Origin of the sequence: Acetatifactor aquisgranensis, assembly GCF_943193215.1 — a bacterium.
GTDB classification, from domain to species: domain Bacteria; phylum Bacillota; class Clostridia; order Lachnospirales; family Lachnospiraceae; genus Acetatifactor; species Acetatifactor aquisgranensis.
The window spans coordinates 46,510-65,747 of sequence record NZ_CALPDH010000007.1; the positions used below are offsets into that span (position 1 = coordinate 46,510).

Genomic DNA, 19,238 nt, shown 5'->3' on the forward strand with positions numbered 1-19,238 from the left:
GTGGCTGGAATTCCACATATTTAGTGTAAGTATACTCCAGCCGATTTAAAAATTCAAGATGGCTGGGCGTCTTTTCCATAGCCCTTTCCCAAATCCGGCGCTGTCCTTTCCTCCATCCGCTTCAGCGCCTCCCCGCTGTCCATATCCTCCAGCCTGCGCTTGGTACAGCCCGGCATGGCAGGCTCAAAGCCGCAGACTTTTTTATAGGTACAGTAAGTGCAGGCCTCCTCGCTGCCTTTCTCATAAGGGTTCAGGGAAATGGTACCGTCCAGAATCTCCCGGCCGATATCCGCTATTTTACGGCTCACATAGTCGGACACAGTTCGCAGCTCCTCTCCGCTTAAGACAGAGGAGCGGGCGGAGAAGCTGCCGTCTTTTTTCCGCTCCACGGGAATCACATCGGACTTATCCCCCATCTCCCCGTCCAGCAGCTCCACGATGCCCGGCTCGCTGCTCACCACGCCGTTCATGCGCAGCTGCTTTCCAATCTGTTCGTTGATTTCTTCCTCCGTCAGTTCCACGGGCGTCTCCACGGAAGGGTCGTCAATGCGGTAATACAGCAGCGCGGCGGGCACGATTTCTTTTCCGCGGTGGCGCCTGGATTCCTCCTCCGCCGCCGCGTTCATATAGACCACCAGCTGGAGCTGGAGCCCGTAGTAAAGCGCCGCCAAATCGAACTTCCTGCGGCCGGATTTGTAATCGATGACCTTGATATATACTTTTTCCTCATCCTCCGCCACGTCGATCCTGTCGATGCGCCCCTGGAGGCGCATTTTCTCCTGCTCCGACAGGGCCACGTTGACGCTCTCCAGATTGTCCGCATGGCGGAAAGAAAGTTCAAAGGATTCCGGCACGAAGCTCCCCCGCTGCAGCTGCTTCTGGAGGGTCAGCACCGTCCGGGTCAGGATGCGCCCCATCCTGGTGATGGCATACTCGTTCCTGGCACTGCTGTAAAGGACGGTGCTTCCATAGTCCGCCGCATAGTGCTCCAGCGCGTGGCGCACCTGCGTCTCGGCAAATTTCCGGGGAAAGTCGAACCAGGTATATCCTTTTTCTTTCAGCTTGTCCGCGAACTGCTCCAGAATGGCATGGTACACATTTCCCATGTCCACATTTTCAAAAGAAAATTCTTTTCGCTCCCGGAGAGTCAGGCCATACTGCAGGAAATGCCGGTAAGCGCAGGCCGCATAGGTCTCCAGGCGGGTGACGCTGGTCTCCAGCTGCACGCCGTAGAGGGCCCTTGCCACCGCCGCGGACAGCCCCGTATCCCGGTACCGCCTGAAAGCGGCCTCCGTCAGGAAATCACGCTTCCCCTTAAGCCCCTCCTCACCGTATGCCTGATAGATGGTGAAAAATTCCTGCTCTTCCTGGCCCTTTACGGCGCCCTCCACATATTCCCTTAAGCCTCTTGCCAGGTATGCCGCCCCCTCCTGGCCTGTCACAATCTGCTCCAGGACGCTTCTGCGCTGGGGATACTGCACCATAATTTGCGGGAAAAGTTTCCGCACCACATCCACCAGATAGGCGGGGCGGATAGATTTCCCGGCGCTGTTCACCTTGGACCAGGACAGATAGAGCCGCCTGGATGGCTTGGTCATATTCAGATAGAGATAAAATCTCTGGATGTACATCTGCTGCCTGGGGCTTGGAGCCAGCTCCAGCTCGGACTCCCGCAAGAATTCCCGGTCCATGTCCGATATGATGCCGCCTTTGGAGGCTCCCTTGGGAATATTGCCGTCGTTCACGCCCAGGAAAAAGAGCATCTTCACCTGCTGCAGCCTGGTGCGCTCCATATCTCCCACCAGCACCCTGTCTACATTCTGGGGGATAGTGCCCACCTGAATCTCCCCAAAGCCTGCCTCCAGGATTTCCGCGAACTCTTTCAAGGAAATCGTCTCCTCCCCCAAAAGGGCGTATATCTGGTCCAGAAGCTCCATCACCAGGCGATAGATCTGTGCATATTCCCTGGCGCGGACCTGCTCCCCCGCCTCCTCAAAGCTTTTCTGGTATGCGGAGAGCTTCTGCTGGACCTGGTTCTGCACCAGGAAGTCATAGAGCCCGTTCACATAGACTTTCACAGGCTCTTTTCCTTTCAGGTGCAGCATTTCCACCTGCTCCATCATACGCTCCCGCAGGGCGTTCATCTCCGCTAAGGCTAACTCTCCCTCCGTGGCATACCCCTCTGCCACGGCTGGCTCCTGTTCCATGGAAAGTTCCTGTTCCATGGAAAGCCTTTCTTCCATCTCCCGGGTCTTGCGGGTGAAGAGGCGGCTGTAGGCCCGGTATCCCTTGACGCCGGTCTGCAGACAGTAATTCTCCAGCCGGTCCACCTCCTCCCAGGTCAGGTCAGCCAGGCCGCTGCGCAGGTAATGGAAGACGGACTCATAGGAAAAATCCTTTATGTACAGCTCCAGAGCGCTTTTGATGTACTCAATCAAGGGATTCAGGGTGATTTTCCTGGTACGGTCTATATAGCAGGGAATGTCCATCTGGACGAACTCTGTCTCCACATAGGGAGCGTATGCCGCCAAATCCCCTGAAATCACTGCAATGTCGCGGAAAGCCACCCCCTCCTCACGAATCAGACGGCAGATTTCCAGTCCGGTCTGGCGCACCTCCTCCTTGGGATCAGTGGTCTCGAACAGCCGGATTTCCTGCTGCTCCTGCTCATAGGGGTGGAAGCCATAACGAAATATATATTTTTCCAGATGCTGCAGCGCAGGGGCATTCTGGAAACGATTGGAAACGTTATGTCTGATGAGGCAGTTCGCGTCCCGGGCAGTTCTGCCCGGCTGCGCAGACAAAATCATCACATCCCGCCTGCGCTCCACAGAGAGCGCCTCCGCCTGCCTGTCCAAATCGGCCACAGTCTTCTTGCTGAGATGGAACAGGTTCTGCTCTCCGTTGTGCACATAAGGATTTTCTTCCTCGCCCACCGCCAGCGTGACGATCACTTCTCCGCACAGGCCCATCAGCCCGGAAATCACCCGAATCTGGACAGGCGTAAAGCCGGTGAACCCATCAAATACCACCACGCTTCCGGGCAGAAGCTTTGATTTCGGAAGAGCCCGGCAGAGTACGTCCAGAGTCTCCTCAGTGGTGATGAAGTTGCCGCGGATGTACTCCAGAAAGCCCTTGTACAGCGTCTGCAGGTCTTTCAGCTTCTGCACCAGAGCTCCCCTTTTTTTCGCGAAGTCGATCAGTCTGTCCACATCCTCCGCGCCGATGCCATATTGCATGAACTCGGAGATGGCGCTTTTCACCTCGTGGATGTATCCCTGTCTGTGGAGGAATCCTCCCAGGGTGGGCAGCTGGCCTTTTAAGTTCGCCGCCACTTTCTGGAGCACCAGGCTCTTTCCCGTATCGTCCAGCACAGGGACTTCCCATCCTCCCGCCTCCTCTAAAATGCGGTGGCCCAGGCGGCCGAAACTGAGCACGTCGATGTTCAGGATGCCGCCCTTATCGCTTAAGAGCACCAGGTCTTTCTGTGTCTGCATGGTGAACTGGTCCGGCACGATGATAAAGAAATTCTGTTTCGGATTCCGGGCCGCCCGCCGGACAATTTCTTCATATAATAATCTGCTTTTTCCGGCTCCTGAAGAGCCGAAGTAGAATTGCAGGCTCATGTTGTGTCCTTTCTTCCCGGAACGCCCGCTTTCCATGGAAAGCTTGATTTCCACATATCATCCGCTTTCCATGGGATGCCCCTCTTCCATAGTTCGGCACACGATGCCGCCTCAAAACATAATCTCTGACAGCTTCCGGCAGGCTCAAAGGCAGAACCGCCATAGATAGTCCGCGGCCTCCTCGGCGTAGTCGATGCCGATTCGCTTTGCTGCATGTATCTGCTCCGGTTTCACGACGATTCCCTCCTTGACACAGAATGTGTCACTGGTCACCATGTCCACGTCATTGTCAGCTTTAGTGACTCCCGCCTCTTGTAAAAAACTTCCTTGAAAGGCGTTCCTGCGGCCTTTTTTGTCTGCGCGTTCGGTAACATATCCGGCTCCTTCCCTGGAAAGCCTTTCCTACATGCCCTGTTTCTGCTCTTCTCTGTACCGCCTGTCTCCCCGGGCGCCGTCACTCTTTCAGATCCAGCTCCACCGGGCAGTGGTCAGATCCCATGACATCCGGATGAATCTTCGCGTCCGCCAGCCGTTCTTTCAGGCTCTCCGAGGCCACAAAGTAGTCGATACGCCAGCCGACGTTCTTCGCCCTGGCCTGTCCCATATAGGACCACCAGGAATAAGCATCTTTCAAATCCGGGTAGAAATGCCGGAATGTGTCCACGAATCCGTTCTCCAGCACCCTGCCGAAGCATTCCCTCTCCTCATCGGTAAATCCCGCGTTGCGGCGGTTGGTCTTGGGATTCTTCAAATCAATCTCCTTGTGGGCCACGTTCAGGTCGCCGCAGTAGATTACGGGCTTGCGCTCCTCCAGCCCTTTGATATACTTCAGGAACGCCGCCTCCCACTCCATGCGGTATCCCAGCCTGGTCAGCTCCCTCTGGGAATTGGGCACATAGACCGCTATGACGAAATAATCCTTATATTCTGCCGTAATCACGCGCCCCTCGCGGTCGTGCTCCTCCACGCCGATGCCGCAGGTCACTTTCAGGGGCTCTTCTTTCGTGAACAGCGCCGTCCCTGAGTAGCCTTTCTTTTCCGCGTAATTCCAGTACTGATAGAAACCCGGCAGGTCCATCTCTATCTGCCCCGCCTGCAGCTTCGTCTCCTGCAGACAGAAAATGTCCGCGTCCGCTTCGTTGAAATATTCCATGAATCCTTTCTGCATGCATGCCCGCAGTCCGTTCACGTTCCATGATATCAGTTTCATAATCCACCTCGTCTCTGCCCTGCCTTTCATCCGCGCACAGGGCTTTTTTCCCGGAATGCTCTTCTTCCCGGAATGTTCTTCATTCCATTTCCACTATCATAACACGGCTTCCCCGTTTTCGCCAGTACATCGTCCTATTTCCGCCTATATTTCTTTGCGTATATTTCTTTGCCCGAAAACGGTTGTTGAATCCCCGTAGGTTCCATGCTATACTAGGTAGAGATTTTTACTGCAAATCCCAGACACCGGAACCAGAAATATGTCAACGACAATAAAGGCAGGTAACTGATATGGCCCAGAATTTCGATTCCCTGAAGCATAAAAAGCTGTTCCTCTTCGACATAGACGGCACGCTGGCCGTAGGGGACACCCTCTATGAGGGCAGCGCCGATCTGCTGGCCTACATTGAAGCCTCCGGCGGCAAGGCATATTATATCACCAACAATTCTACCCGCAGCGGCCGGGATTATGTGGAAAAATTCCGGAGGGCCTTTCATCTGGAGACCACAAAGGACCAGTTCATTACTTCCGGCTATATGGCCCTGCGCTTCCTGCAGGAGCATTATCCAAATGGAAAAATCTTTGTCCTGGGCACCGCCTCTTTCATAAAAGAGCTTCGGCAAAACGGCCTGGATATCACAGAGACCGCAGAAGAAGATATCGACTGCGTAGTAACCGCCTACGACAGCGAGCTGACCTATGAAAAGCTGATACAGGCCTGTAAAGTCCTGTCCACCGCGGACATGCCTTTCTACGGCACCAATCCCGATTTGTGCTGCCCTGTCGATTTCGGCTTCATCCCGGACTGCGGCGCCATCTGCAACATGCTGACGGACGCTACCGGCAGGAAACCTGTCTATCTGGGCAAGCCCAGCAAGAGCGTGGTGGATCTGTGCCTGTCCCTGTCCGGCTTTTCCAGGGATGAGACGCTGGTGGTGGGGGACAGGCTCTATACCGACATCGCCTGCGGCATCAACGGAGGCGTGGAGACCTGCGTGGTGTTCACCGGGGAGGCCAGACCGGAGGACATGGCTGACACGCCCTATCCCGCAGACTACTGTTTCGGCAATGTAAAAGAGCTTCTGATGCACTGCACCGAAGCTCAGAATCGCAATTTCAGATGATGCCTTTCTCAATGATGCCGAAGCCCAGCGGAAAAGGTCCTGTGTGCACGCTGATGGTAGCCCCGATTTGATAGATAGGGATGTCCTGCTTGCTGACACGATATCCTTTATCCCGCAGCACCTCCAGCGTATGCTCCCTGAACGCTACGGCCTCCTCATAGTCATATCCAAAGCCGATGGCGATGCTGTAGCGCTCTATCTTTCTTCCGTTCTCCTCCAGATACTCCAACAGCAGGCCGATGGCCTTTTCCGTAGTACGCTTTCTGCCTCTGCCGATGCCGGATGGGAAGATTTCCCCCTCTTTCAGCGTAATGACCGGACGGATGCCCAGCACGCTGCCCGCTACCGCCGATACTTTTCCGATGCGCCCCCCATGCTTTAAGTACTCCATGTCTCCCACGGTAAAGAAAATCCTTCCCGTGCTCTTGATTTCCTCCAGCCTGGCCACGCACGCGTCATACGGCATCCCGCTGTCCCGGAGCCTGGCCGCCTCCAGCACGTACTGCCCCTGCAGCACTGTGTTTATGGTGGCGTCAATCACGGTAATCACCGCCTCCGGCAGGGTCTCCAGCACGATTTCCCTGGCATTCAGTGCGGACTGCATGGAACCGCTGAATTTTGTGGTGATGCAGATGCAGATGACGGGAATGCCTTTCTCCGCATAGGGCATAAAGACATCCACGTAATCCTGAGTGGAGGGCATGGAAGACTTCGGGTACACGCCTTTCCTGTCCACCATCTGCTGATAAAAGTCCCTGATGTCAATTTCCACGTTTTCTTTCAGATAACGGGTATCGTCAAAGGACACATAAAAAGGAACCACCGTAATATTCTTCTCAGCCGCCAGTTCTTTCGGCAGATCGCAGGAACCATCGCTGATGATGTGATATGCTTCATTCATAAAATCTTTGCCTTTCGTACAAGTATCTTTATAAGGTATAGGATACCACTTCCGGTTTAAAATGGCAACTGATTTTATTTCAAAAAACGTATTTTATGGTTTCCCAATCTTTTTATTGCGGTTTAGATAACTACTTATCGCGGCGGCAATCCGGGTGCGCCTTTGCAGTCTTCAGAAATCCATTTCCTTTGACCTGTCTTCATCGCACTCGTGCACCACCGGGCATTCCAGCTGCCGGTACAACGGCTCCCCGATAAAATCCCTGGCCCAGGCAACCCTTTCCGCTTCCCTCTCTGTGCCCATATCCCTCATGGCATCATAAATGGGCCGTTTCCGCCCCGGAGCACCGTCCTCCTCTCTTTCCCTGATTCCCAGATGCAGGCCGAATTCCTTCGGATTATCCATATAGGCATGATGGGTCATCCACAGAATACCCGGCAGCCGCTTCATCTTCTGATACGCCAATATATATCCCGCTGCCCCCTGAAGCTCCGAAAACTCATCCTGTCTGGAATTGAATCCCTGCTCCGACAGGATAATCGGGCGCATCTGCCCCTCATACAGGAAATCTTCCTGTGCCAGGTAAGCATGCAGCACTTCCATATTTTTGAAAGTAATCAGCTTTGTATCAAAGTAAAACTTCGGAATCCTGTCATTATAGAAATCGGGATAGTTCAGATCCTCCGGGTAGGGATGATAGGCAATCCCCCATCCGAAATCTCCCATTTCCCTCCCATACTTAAGGACCAGATCCACAATATCCTTTCCCCGGTAAGAACCAAGCGGGCGCGAGGGATAGAAACTCTCTCCCCAGCAATGGTCCAGGGACAGGAAGACCTGCGCCTCCTCCCAGTACTTATGGGAGGCCTCCCATGTCAGACGCAGAGCCTTCGTGTATTCTCTCGCATACTCCTCCGCTGTCTTCTCTCCTGCATTTCCCCAGATGCACTGGGTATTTACCTCGTTGGAAACGATAAATCCTGTGATTCTTCCGTATTTCGCATCGTCCCGCATATAACGGCAGGACAGGAATTCCACAAAGGCACGGTAATAGTCCCTTCCGTCCTCCGTCTCCATGGGAAACGCGCTGATGAACGCGTTGGGATCCTCTCTGTCAAAGTCCGGATGGATCACTTTTTCCAGCAGCGCCTCCTCCTCATGGCTGCCGAAGCGCTGGGGAGAATTCAACAGGATTGCCGTGGCGGCGATGCCGTATCCCCATGCATACTGGAGCGTTTTGTCGATTTCCTCCACCTGTGTTTTGTCGAACCAGTATTCCTTTCCCAGACAGGCAAACGGCAGAGCGTCCTCTCTTTCTTCCGCCCGCAGCAGCGCCGGGAGGTTGATATTCAGCAAAGTGTGCTCTATCCCCAGAATTCCCAAATCCTCGTTCCCGCAGCTTAAGGCTTTCTTATTTCGGAAGACCTCTTTTTCATGCGTATACCGTTCCATTCGTTTCTCCTTATTTTATACTGCTTAACAGTCTAAATTTCCGGGTAACCCGACTACATAACAGCCGCCTCCGGCCTCACCCTTTCACCGCTCCTGCCGTCATACCTTCCATATACAATCTGGAGGTGAACAGGAACAGAACCAAAAGGGGAATGGTTGCAATGATATATCCCGCAAACATGGCTCCTATATTCGTCGTCCCTGCGGCGGAGGTAAATACGCGCACCGCCACTGTGATGACCTGTTTGCTGTTGGATTCAATGACCAGCATGGGCCATATGAAGTCATTATAGTAGTCGACCATCTTCATGACGGCTATCGTTGAGAGGATAGGCTTCGCCAGAGGAACCGCGATTCGGGCAAGCAGATCCATCTGCCCGCAGCCCTCTATCTTTGCCGCCTCGAACAAGTCTTTGGGCAAAGCCTCTATGGAATTCCGGCACAGAATGATGCCCAGAATCTGTCCTCCCGATATCCAGGGGAAAATCAATGCCCAGCGGGTATTGAACAGCCCATAGCTGATGATCAGATTGTAATTTGCCGCCAGGGACAGGACGCCCGGAATCATCATCAGCACCAGCAGCACATAATACAGGAACCCCTTTCCCGGGAAATCCATAGTTGCAAACACAAAGCCGCCCATCGCGGACAAAATCAGGGTCAGCACCACTGCAAAGGCATTCACCGCCAGAGTGTTCACCATGCTCCCATATAGTTTTGAAAAGGCATTTCTATAGTTGTCCCATTCAATATGCCTGGGCAGGGCGAAAAAGTTATTGTAAATCTCCCAGTTGCTCTTAAAGGACATGATGACCATTACGAATATGGGAACAAAAGCAAAAAACATAATGAGTACCATGATAATCTCTATGATTGTCTGAAAACGGATTTCCCTTGCCCTTCTCTTGCTGATTTTCTTCATGCCATCACTCCTTCTCCCTGGTCAGCGCATTCTTTATCACTGTCACGGTCAATGTAAATACCATCAATACGATGCCCAGCGCAGACGCATAGCCATAGCGGCCAAACTGGCTGGCGTTCAGGTATAGTTCCAGCGCGGGGACATAAGTCGCCGTACCGGGACCGCCTCCCGTCATGATAAAGATGCTGTTGAAATCCTGCATGGTGCCCAGAATCGTCAGTGTTACCATGATGCTGATCTGGGGTTTGATCAGAGGCAGCTGCACTTTCCAGAAAATATCCCATCTGGTGGCGCTGTCGATCATTGCCGACTCCACCACATCCGTCCCGATATTTAAGAGGCCGCCGTAGTACACCAGAAATGCCATCGCGCCCACAAAGGGGAATCCCATGAAAATGATGGCCCATATCGCCGTCCTCTCATCCCCCAGCCACACCCGCTGAAGATTCTCCAGATGCAGCGCCCCCAGCACTTCGTTCAGCAGGCCGATGGTGGGATCGTAAATCTTCTGCCAGGTCAGAGTCCCTACAACGCCCGGAACCACTATGGGCAGCACGAACAGGAACCTGTGTATGTACTTGCGCTTGTCGCCCCGGATGGAATGCACCAGCCAGGCAACCGCCAGCGGCACCGTCATGGTCTTCAGGATGCCGGTCACCAGCAGCAGGCTCAAGTTCTTCATGCCGATCAGGAAATATCCCTCCTGAAGCATCTGGCGGAAGTTCTCCAGACCGATGAAGTTCATCTTGGCCAGAGTGTTGTTAGTCCTGGACCAGTCCGTGAACGCCCTGTAAAAAGCGATGAAAATGCCCCTGTAATTGAACAGGAAAATCAGCACGAAAGTGGGCAGAAGCATGATATAGGCCATCCTCTGGCGCCACATTTTCTTCAACAGCTTTCCTGCCGCTCTCTTCACTTTGGGGAACATTTGTATCAGGCACACCAGAAGCAGGAAGAAAGGGACAAAGACCGCATATCCCAGAACCTCTTCCATCGACTTGTAATAATCCATGGTGGCCAGATTATCCACATAGATATTTTTGACAAAATCCTCATATCCCGTAAAATAGATGCTTCCGTTGGCCGTCTCGAAATCCGTGATCCTTACGCCCACGTCCGTCGTATATATCTGCTTATCCTGACCGTCCATGACGAACAAGTAGCCCTCCTTGGTTCCGATCAGTACATATTCTCCGTCCTCATCCACGCCGATACTCGCCATAAAGGCATTTACCGTATTATCGATTTTTCCTGTCCTTATGACATTCAGCGCTTCGTCAAACTGATGATAGATGCCATTCCTGTTGATTGTCCAGTAGGTATCTCCATTTTGAATCATCTGTATAATCTCATACCCGGTCTTCAGGGTATCAAGAACTTCTCCGTCCTTGGTGATATGCAAAACCTCGCCGCGCTTGTTGGATATCAGAAGCGTCTCGCCGTCCTGGCAAAACTGGACTCCGCTGACCAAAATCTTGTAGTCAATTCCGCCAAGCTCTTCTCCCTCTGACGAATAGACCAGCACACTGGACTTGTTGCTGCCGGTATTGGTAATCACCGCTATCTTCGATTCATCCTCCAGCACATCCACCGCCACTGCTTTTCTTCTGGTATCAATGTCCAGCAGCACATTTCCGCTGGACGCCTGATATACATATACATGCCCGTCCTCATTTGCCGCATAAAGCTTGTCGTTCTTTGCATCAAGAACCAGTTCGTCAAAAGAACCGTTTGCCTGCGTCCGCCAGATTTCTTCTCCCTGCTCAAAAGCAGCAAGCACCTTATCGTGGGTTCCTACATACAGAATGTCTTTTTCCTTGTCATATGCCAGGCTGTGGTTCTTGGTCCCTGTGGAAATATCCAAATCCTCCAGCCCCTCTGTCCTTTCCCTGCAATAAGATAGTCCCCAGATTACTGCAAGGCCCAGAACCAGACAGATAATTGCCGATACTATCCATACGCTTTTTTTCTTCATCCTAACCTCCGCTCCGTCTACCCCTGCTCCAAGTGCGAGAAAATCAACTGTCTGACTGAAATTGGCTACCCTTTCAGGCAGCCAATTCCAATTCATAAACTCACATTTCTTTCTTCAATTGCATTCTGTGATTATTCACCGGTAGGCTCATTTGCAGGATTTTCAAGGTCTTCCAGGGTGATTTTGGAGTTCGTCATACCTGTCTCAAAGTTCTCGTCGATGTTTGCCTGATGCTTCTCGAGGAAAGTATCTACATCAATCTTGCCCTGCAGCAGTTCCAGACAATAGTCATAGAACGCGCGATAGGACTCGGGAATCTCGTTGAAGCCTCTCGCCAGGGAGTTGCCATAGCTCTTCTGGCAGTTGCCGATCATCGTCAGGTTCTCAAATGCGTTCTGAACCTCATCCGGATATGTCACGCCATATACAAGGCTGGGGCCGCTGGGAACAAAGCCGTCTTCCAGAGCAGCATCCATAAATACGGACATTCCCTCTGAAGAAGAATAGTACATCATGAAGTCCATAACCAGATCATCATGATCCTGAGACTTGGAAACGGCGCCAAGGAATCCGTTGGAAACCTCGATTGTCCTTGCCTTTCCTTCGATTCCGTCACCCTCCATGGAAGGCATATCGAAAGTGCCGAGCGTAAAGCCCACCACATCTTCTACAGCATTGTCATTGAAAGAAATTTCCTGACCGCTGGCCAGCTTCTCCATATCCTGAGCGAACTGTACGATAGCCCAGCCGCCGTCTACGTACATAGCAGCCTTGCCCTGATAGAACAGTGTCTTTGCGCCGTCTTTGTTGGTTCCGAACATCACTTCATTGCCTGCATATTTAGGGAACACATCCGCGAAACCGCTCCACACAGTCTTCATACCGGGCGTAACGGCACTGTAGGTGTGATCTTTCACTGCAGCGTAAAAACGGACAGGGTTACGTGTAACCTTAGTCGTATCATCATTGAAAGGATCTGTAGGATCATAGGTATAGTAATCATCTATTGTAGGATCGTAGGTATAGTCGCCGGGCTGGGACCTCCAGATTTCGACGCTGGAACGTGTGGTCTGGTCTGCGTAGCACTGCGCAAGCCATCCCATGGTTCCGGAGTAGAAGCTGTCATAGTCGCCGGGCATTGCAATAGGCTGATAACCGGCAGCCTGAATCTTCTCGCATACGTCAATCAGCTCTGACCATGTGGTCGGAATGCTGACGCCTACTTCATCAAAAATATCCTGATTGTACAGCCAGAGAACCTTGACGGACTGAAGGCTCAACGCGCTGAAGTTGCCTGTACCGGCATCCACGGTCTGCATGTCGTACTCGAACTGCTCTCTCCAGGGGCCGCCTGAATACGGGCTGTCGTTCTCCATATAGTCCGCATAGTTGATAGCCTTGCCTGAAGCGGCTTCCGCAGCCAGATTAATATTTACTATATCCACTGATGTAGTTTCATTGTTATTGAAGACATTAGTCGCCCACTGGTCATAACCCTCTGACGGCTTCAAATCCACGACTACGTTCACTTCCGGATGTTTCTCCATGTAAGCCGCAGCCACTGCCGTCCAGCCGGCTTCCTCGCCTTCCGTGTTCTGTGTGCTGATCGTAATGGTCATATCGCCGCCCTCTGTACCGGCAGCTTCCTCGGAAGACTCTTCCGGTTCGGATGACTCTTCCTCTGTTGACTCGTCCTCTGTTGACTCGTCCTCAGAGGATGACTCCCCCTGACTTGACGCATCGGCATTGGAAGGAGTATCTCCACAGCCTGCCAGACTACCGACTGTCATCATTGCAGTCAACAGTAATGCAATCGTTCTTTTTTTCATATCTAATCCTCCATAGTTTGTATCTGCCGCGCTGACCCGAATTTCCTGTACAGCATCCGGCACATGAAATATTCCGCATCCCAAAATCTGTCGCCTGGTCGTCCTTAGCCTTTCTGCTTTCCAGCCGCCTCCCTCCTCCCTGACCGTTTTTAATAGCGCAATCAAGAATGCAATATCGCCCCAAAAAGTACACTTTTTGGAGACCCAAATCACCTCTGGAACGATTGCTTGATTATACTACATAAAGTTGAAAAAATCAAGGCGTTTTTGAAATAATTTTGGTAATTTTGACAAAAAACTATGAGCGTTCCCTAAAGTGTGCTTTTTGGAGATTGTTTTTTTACATGAAAAAAGCCAGTATTTAAGGGCAAGATATACTAATTGTAATTAAATATTACTTAACATATAACGAAATATCATATTTTTCTTATGGCGGGATTTGGTAAAACACTTCTTGCGGAATTTCTGATATGAATGTAGAATAAAGCTGACACATCGGGCCGCCGTATATGGCCCGAGGCGGCTACAAAAGTCAATTCGGAAGGAGAAGACACACATGCGGACTACACTGTACATGCTGCACGAACAAAGTCCTACCCAGATGATGTCCTATGTCCTGCAGACCAGCGGGGGAAAGCTGATTGTCATTGACGGAGGCAACAAGCAGGACGCCGGGCATCTGCAGGACACGCTGATCCGGCTGGGAGGGCCTGAGCCGGTAGTGGATTTATGGCTGCTGACCCACCCCCATCTCGACCATGTGGATGCGCTGCTGGAGATTTTTTCCAGGCCGCATCCCCTGAAAGTCAAAAAGGTTTACAGCTGTTTCCTGTCGTACGAGTTCTACAAGGCGAATGATTTCGAGGGCTGTACGGACGCCAGGACTACCCGGGAATTCAACGCATTTGCGGCAGAACATCCTGATATTTGCCACACATTTGAAAAAGGCCAGCGGTTCACGATAGATTCGGTGGAAATCAATGTGCTGCATGTGCCGGAAGGGGAGACTCTTCCTATGAATGTCATTAATAATTCTTCCGTGGTATTCCGAGTCGATGCGGAGGGGCAGCGCATTTTGTTTGTCGGTGACCTGGGGGAAGAAGCAGGCGACAGAGTGCTAGAGACGGTTCCGGCTGAGGCGCTGCATGCGGATTTCGTACAGATGGCCCATCATGGGCAAAATGGCGTGAAAAAAAGCTTCTATGAAGCAGTCGCCCCCAAAGCCTGCCTTTGGAACACGCCTGACTGGCTCTGGGATAATGATGCCGGCGGTGGACATGATACAGGCCCCTGGAGGACAGTGGAAGTGCGGGGATGGATGGAGGAGCTGGGAGTACGGCATCATTTTGTTTCCAAAGACGGTGACCAGGTTCTGGAGCTGCCCTGCAGGCTGGACTGATGCTGCAGCTCCCCGGTGAAAACGGGCATTGTATTATAAAGAGGTAAATATGCAGACTACATTATATATGCTTCAGGAGCAGCGCCGCTCCCCGATGATGTCTTTCATCCTGCAGACCAAGAACGGGAAGATCATTGTCATCGATGGCGGTTTCCGGGAGGACGCGCAATATCTTCTGGATACTCTTACGCAATTGGGCGGGCCCAATCCGGAAATAGAACTTTGGCTGCTGACCCATCCGCACCTGGATCACGCGGACGCGCTGCCGGAGATTTTTACCAGGCCCAATCCTCCGCGGGTAAAAGCCATCTACAGCCGTTTCCTGTCCTATGAATTCTATAAGGCCAATGACTTCGAGGGCTGTACGGATGCCAAGACCACCCGGGAATTCAATGAATTCGCAGCGGAGCATCCTGACATCTGCCATACTTTTGAGAAAGGCCAGCGTTTTGCGGTGGATTCCGCGGTGATCAATGTGCTGCGCGTGCCGGAGGACGAGTCGCTGACTAATAATGCCATAAACAATTCTTCTGTGGTATTCCGGCTGGATACCGAGGGACAGCGCATCCTGTTCGTAGGGGATTTAGGCGAGGAGGGCGGCGACAGAGTGCTCGCCACAGTTCCCAGGGAAGAGCTGCGGGCCGATTTCATACAGATGGCCCACCATGGTGAGAACGGCGTCAAAAAGAGTTTTTATGAGGCTGTCGGGCCCAGGGCTTGCCTGTGGACTACTCCCGGATGGCTCTGGGACAATGACAAAGGAGAGGGACAGGGCTCCGGCCCCTGGAGGACTCTCGAAGTGCGGGGCTGGATGGAAGAACTGGGTATCGGGCTTCATTTTGTCACTAAAGATGGTGACCATAAGTTCGTGCTGCCTTATCCTTTGGATTAAAGACAGCGACAAAAAAGAAAAACGTTCTGAAAACAATCTACCTGAATCTCTTTTTGGCATGAACCGCTCTCCATGGTTCCCTGCCAGAAGGAGATTTTTTTAGGAAACACATCTTACTATTTATCTTTAATTTTCCGTTGCTTTTTCGTCTCCAAAAAGTTGTACTTTTGGTGATTTCCAGCTTCACCTCCCTCGCTACCGAATGAAAAATTCACGATTCCGCTACGGAGAAGGAGGCAAAATCAAGTATGGGAAAAACAGATACGGCGTACATGACCTACAGACGGCGTCCTTTGGGCTATCGCCTGAAAAAATACCGGCTGCTGCTGCCATTGGTGCTGAGCGATCCGGAAATGTTCAAGCTTCTGCGCAATACCCTGACCATCAGCATCGCCAGACTGGTAGTCACATTCTTCCCACCGATTCTGCTGACCATCGTCATATTCGACCTGAGAAGCACAGTGTTCAAGAAAATCAGTCAGACATTTGTATACATACCTCACTTCTTTTCCTGGGTCATCATCTACGGAATCGTATTTGCTTTCTTTAGTGAAAGCGGTTTCGTAAATGCGCTAATCGGTAAACTGGGCGGCAATACCTATCCCTTCATGACCTCCAGCAAAGCTTTTGTGCCTCTGCTCGTAGGTTCCCAGGTGTGGAAAGAAGCCGACGACATGGACGAAGGCGAGAAAGCAGAGAAAGAGAAAATCAATGAGGGCGTAAAGGCAATGGCAGGCTATGACAGATGGCCCAATGACGGACTTCTCAGTTCCGTTTCCACCAGTACCATCGCACCGAACCTGGGCGAGTATGAGATTCAGCAGCTCTGCAAGTTCGTAATCGGCGAGCGCAGCATGGATGAATGGGATGATTATGTACAGGAGTGGCTTGACCGCGGCGGACGCGATATTCTGACTGCACAGGCTGAGAAGCTTGGCGTAGAACTTCCTGCAGAAGCACAATAAAGAAAAATAAGGTCTATAGGAAAGGGACTGCCTTGGCAGTCCCTTTCTGGCATTACGCCTGGCGGCGATATCCATGCGCCGAAACAGAGCAGGCCGCATATCATTCCGCAAACAGCGGCGTGGAAAGATAGCGGTCTCCCGTATCCGGCAGCAGCGCCACGATGGTCTTTCCTCTGTTCTCCGCACGCTTGCCCAGCTGGATGGCAGCCCAGACGGCAGCGCCGGAGGATATCCCCACCAGCACGCCCTCGCTCCTGCCGACGCGCCTGCCTGCGGCAAAAGCATCCTCATTTTCTACCGGGATGATTTCATCGTAGACTTCCGTGTCCAGCACCTTTGGGACAAATCCCGCGCCGATACCCTGAATCTTGTGCGCACCGGCGGTTCCCTTGCTGAGCACGGGGGACGCCGCAGGCTCTACGGCCACGATTTTCACTTCCGGCTTCCGGCTCCTTAAGTACTCACCGATACCTGTGATCGTGCCGCCGGTGCCCACGCCTGCCACGAAGATATCCACCTTGCCGTCGGTGTCCTCCCAGATTTCGGGGCCTGTGGTGGCTTTATGGGCGGCAGGGTTGGCGGGATTCACGAACTGGCCGGGGATGAAGCTGTCCGGAATCTCCTTTGCCAGTTCATCGGCTTTGGCTATGGCTCCTGCCATGCCTTTCGTCCCCTCCGTGAGCACCAGCTCCGCGCCGTAGGCTTTCATCAGCTGGCGGCGCTCCACGCTCATGGTCTCGGGCATGACGATGATGATGCGGTAGCCGCGGGCCGCAGCCACGGATGCCAGGCCGATGCCGGTATTGCCTGAGGTGGGCTCGATGATCACAGAGCCCTTCTTCAGCAGGCCTTTCGCCTCCGCATCGTCAATCATGGCCTTTGCGATACGGTCTTTTACGGAGCCTGCGGGGTTGAAGTATTCCAGCTTTGCCAGAATCCTGGCCTCCAGATTCTCTTCTTTCTCGATGCGGACCAGTTCCAGTAATGGGGTCCTGCCAATCAGCTGATCGGCGGATGTGTAAATTCTGCTCATATTTTCTCTCCTATTCCAGTTATGCACAAACATGCTTCCGTTCTTTTTATTCCTATATTTCAAGTAGGTTAATGTGATTATATGATGAAATACATATTTTGTCAATAGAAATATATTTCATATTTATATTGATTTTCCTATTAACCATGTTTTATAATAGGTTTATCGAAAAGCCTGCAGGCTATGGAAAGGTATGGGGATTACTATGTTGATTTCTACAAGGGGCCGCTATTCACTCCGGGTAATGATCGATTTGGCCGAGCACCAGTCGGATGACTACATTCCGCTGAAAGAAATTGCCGCAAGGCAGGAAATTTCCGAGAAGTATCTGGAGAGCATCATCAAGCTTCTGGTCAAGGGCAGGTTCCTGACCGGGCTGCGCGGGAAAGGCGGCGGCTATAAGCTGACCAGATCCCCTGACCAGTACACCGTGGGCAGCATCCTGCGCCTCACGGAGGAATCCCTCGCGCCCGTGTCCTGTCTGGAGGAGAGCGCCCCTTCCTGTCCCAGGATGGCAGTCTGCCGGACCCTGCCCCTGTGGAAAGGGCTGGACAAAGTCATCAATGATTATCTGGACAATGTCACAGTGGCCGACCTGGTACAGCAGAATAATGAAAGTTATGACTATATTATATGAATTCCGCGATGCGCAGCCCTACAGGAGCATGCCGCGGAGCCATGGCTATCGGTGCGGCCGAATCCGACGGCTATCCGGCTGGTATGTGTCCCTATGCTTTCACGCCATTCTGTTTTCGGATATCCCCTGTCGATCAGGCCTCTGTTAAAGCGTCTTTATCATGACGAATTCCGCAAATCTTGGCAGAATGAAGGATATCTCCCCATATGTGCCCGTATCGGGAACCCCTTGTCAAGAATCTCATTGGTCTGTGCGATACGTGATTATATTGCAGCGGTTTTTTCCAAAAGAAAATCTTTTTCATGTACCGATTCATTTCTATAATTTTTTAACGTTTACAAAAGGAGAACATCCCGCATGAAAATATACCGCCTGATCGGCATCATCACCACCCTGCAGCAGCAAAAGACCGTCACCGCCCCCTACCTGGCCGAGAAGTTCGAGGTGTCCCGCCGCACCATCAACCGGGACATCGAGGACATCTGCAAAGCCGGCATCCCCCTGGTCACCACCCAGGGGGCGGGCGGCGGCATCTCCATCATGGAGGGCTTCTCCCTGGACACCACCGTCTTTACCAAACAGGAGCTGGCGGCCATCTTCACGGGGCTGAAGTCCCTGGACAGCGTCTCCCGCTCCGCCTCCGGTGAAACCCTGGCCCGGAAGATCGGCGGCAGCCAGGCCGTCAGCCTGGCCGACCATATGGCCATCGACCTGGCCTCCCACTACAAGGACGATCTGGCGTCCAAGCTGGAACAGATGAAAGCCGCCATCCAGGCGTCCCGGTGCATCTCCTTCCGCTATTACTACGAAAAGGGCGAGGCGGACAAGCTGATAGAGCCTTGCCTGCTGGTCTTCAAATGGTCTGACTGGTACGTCTTCGGCTTCTGCAGGCAGCGGCAGGACTTCCGCCTGTACAAGCTGCGCCGCCTGTGGAACCTGACAGTGACACAGGAGCCCTTCTCCCGCAGGGAAATCCCGGAGGAGAAAAAGCTCTTCGGCTCCCACATGACGGACGACTACATGGTCGCCGCCCTCTACGACCCCTCCCTGAAATACCGCCTGGTGGAGGAATACGGCCCCGTCTGCTTCACCCCGCGGGAAGACGGCAGGCTCTATGCGGAATGGGGCTTCACCACCCGGGAACAGGCCGTGGAATGGTTCCTGCGCTTCGGCAGAAAGGTGAAAGTCCTGGGGCCGCCGGAGATGGTGGAGCGGATGAAAGCCGAACTGGACGCCGCCCGGGATTTATACTGAGAACGATCTCTGATCAGCG

Annotated in this window: 14 protein-coding genes and 1 pseudogene; 6 read left to right on the forward strand and 9 right to left on the reverse strand. The window is 52.6% G+C overall.

The genetic code is table 11. The annotated features are described in order from the left end of the window. Positions 1–53 precede the first annotated feature (53 nt). The 3 genes and pseudogenes from addB to NFS35_RS07920 all read right to left on the reverse strand — a co-directional run bounded on the left by addB (position 54) and on the right by NFS35_RS07920 (position 4,836). The gene (gene addB / locus NFS35_RS07910) at positions 54–3,680 is read right to left on the reverse strand and encodes a helicase-exonuclease AddAB subunit AddB (RefSeq protein ID WP_251206586.1); all 3,627 of its coding nucleotides are present in this window, start codon (positions 3,678–3,680) and stop codon (positions 54–56) included. Positions 3,681–3,770: 90 nt separating this feature from the next. Then, positions 3,771–3,944: pseudogene (locus NFS35_RS07915) on the reverse strand (DNA-3-methyladenine glycosylase); the annotation flags it as partial. A 136-nt stretch (positions 3,945–4,080) separates the two neighbouring features. After that, positions 4,081–4,836 carry an exodeoxyribonuclease III gene (locus tag NFS35_RS07920; protein ID WP_251206588.1) on the reverse strand — a complete coding sequence of 252 codons (756 nt, stop codon included), beginning with the start codon at positions 4,834–4,836 and terminating at the stop codon, positions 4,081–4,083. 290 nt (positions 4,837–5,126) lie between these two features. On the opposite strand from NFS35_RS07920, the gene NFS35_RS07925 reads away from it, so the two are divergent. Beyond that, a complete protein-coding gene (locus NFS35_RS07925; protein ID WP_251206589.1) occupies positions 5,127–5,960 on the forward strand; it encodes an HAD-IIA family hydrolase in 834 nt (277 codons plus the stop codon). On the opposite strand, the gene NFS35_RS07930 is transcribed toward NFS35_RS07925, so the two are convergent. The 5 genes from NFS35_RS07930 to NFS35_RS07950 all read right to left on the reverse strand — a co-directional run bounded on the left by NFS35_RS07930 (position 5,953) and on the right by NFS35_RS07950 (position 13,039). Continuing rightward, entirely contained in the window at positions 5,953–6,861 is a 909-nt protein-coding gene (locus NFS35_RS07930) for a DegV family protein (RefSeq protein WP_251206590.1), read from the reverse strand. The genes NFS35_RS07925 and NFS35_RS07930 overlap by 8 nt on opposite strands. A gap of 171 nt (positions 6,862–7,032) precedes the next feature. Next, positions 7,033–8,313, reverse strand: a complete 1,281-nt coding sequence (locus tag NFS35_RS07935; RefSeq protein WP_251206591.1) for a DUF5722 domain-containing protein — start codon at positions 8,311–8,313, stop codon at positions 7,033–7,035. 76 nt (positions 8,314–8,389) lie between these two features. Then, positions 8,390–9,235 (reverse strand): carbohydrate ABC transporter permease, encoded by an 846-nt coding sequence (locus tag NFS35_RS07940; RefSeq protein WP_251206592.1) that lies wholly within the window; start codon positions 9,233–9,235, stop codon positions 8,390–8,392. Positions 9,236–9,239: 4 nt separating this feature from the next. Next, the gene (locus NFS35_RS07945; protein ID WP_251206593.1) at positions 9,240–11,210 is read right to left on the reverse strand and encodes an ABC transporter permease subunit; all 1,971 of its coding nucleotides are present in this window, start codon (positions 11,208–11,210) and stop codon (positions 9,240–9,242) included. 131 nt (positions 11,211–11,341) lie between these two features. After that, positions 11,342–13,039 (reverse strand): ABC transporter substrate-binding protein, encoded by a 1,698-nt coding sequence (locus tag NFS35_RS07950; protein WP_251206594.1) that lies wholly within the window; start codon positions 13,037–13,039, stop codon positions 11,342–11,344. A 556-nt stretch (positions 13,040–13,595) separates the two neighbouring features. Here NFS35_RS07950 and NFS35_RS07955 point away from each other — a divergent pair. The 3 genes from NFS35_RS07955 to NFS35_RS07965 all read left to right on the forward strand — a co-directional run bounded on the left by NFS35_RS07955 (position 13,596) and on the right by NFS35_RS07965 (position 16,295). After that, positions 13,596–14,438 carry a ComEC/Rec2 family competence protein gene (locus NFS35_RS07955; RefSeq protein WP_251206595.1) on the forward strand — a complete coding sequence of 281 codons (843 nt, stop codon included), beginning with the start codon at positions 13,596–13,598 and terminating at the stop codon, positions 14,436–14,438. A 49-nt stretch (positions 14,439–14,487) separates the two neighbouring features. Further along, positions 14,488–15,330, forward strand: coding sequence for a ComEC/Rec2 family competence protein (locus tag NFS35_RS07960; protein ID WP_251206596.1), 843 nt, complete (start codon positions 14,488–14,490; stop codon positions 15,328–15,330). A gap of 248 nt (positions 15,331–15,578) precedes the next feature. Next, the gene (locus NFS35_RS07965; protein ID WP_251206597.1) at positions 15,579–16,295 is read left to right on the forward strand and encodes a hypothetical protein; all 717 of its coding nucleotides are present in this window, start codon (positions 15,579–15,581) and stop codon (positions 16,293–16,295) included. Positions 16,296–16,395: 100 nt separating this feature from the next. On the opposite strand, the gene cysK is transcribed toward NFS35_RS07965, so the two are convergent. Further along, entirely contained in the window at positions 16,396–17,328 is a 933-nt protein-coding gene (gene cysK / locus NFS35_RS07970) for a cysteine synthase A (RefSeq protein WP_251206598.1), read from the reverse strand. A gap of 205 nt (positions 17,329–17,533) precedes the next feature. Here cysK and NFS35_RS07975 point away from each other — a divergent pair, with 205 nt between their 5' ends. Together NFS35_RS07975 and NFS35_RS07980 are read left to right on the forward strand one after the other, a co-directional pair. Beyond that, positions 17,534–17,965: an RrF2 family transcriptional regulator gene (locus NFS35_RS07975; protein WP_251206599.1), complete on the forward strand. Its 432-nt coding sequence runs from the start codon at positions 17,534–17,536 to the stop codon at positions 17,963–17,965. 357 nt (positions 17,966–18,322) lie between these two features. Then, positions 18,323–19,219: a helix-turn-helix transcriptional regulator gene (locus NFS35_RS07980; protein ID WP_251206600.1), complete on the forward strand. Its 897-nt coding sequence runs from the start codon at positions 18,323–18,325 to the stop codon at positions 19,217–19,219. The last annotated feature ends 19 nt before the right edge of the window (positions 19,220–19,238 follow it).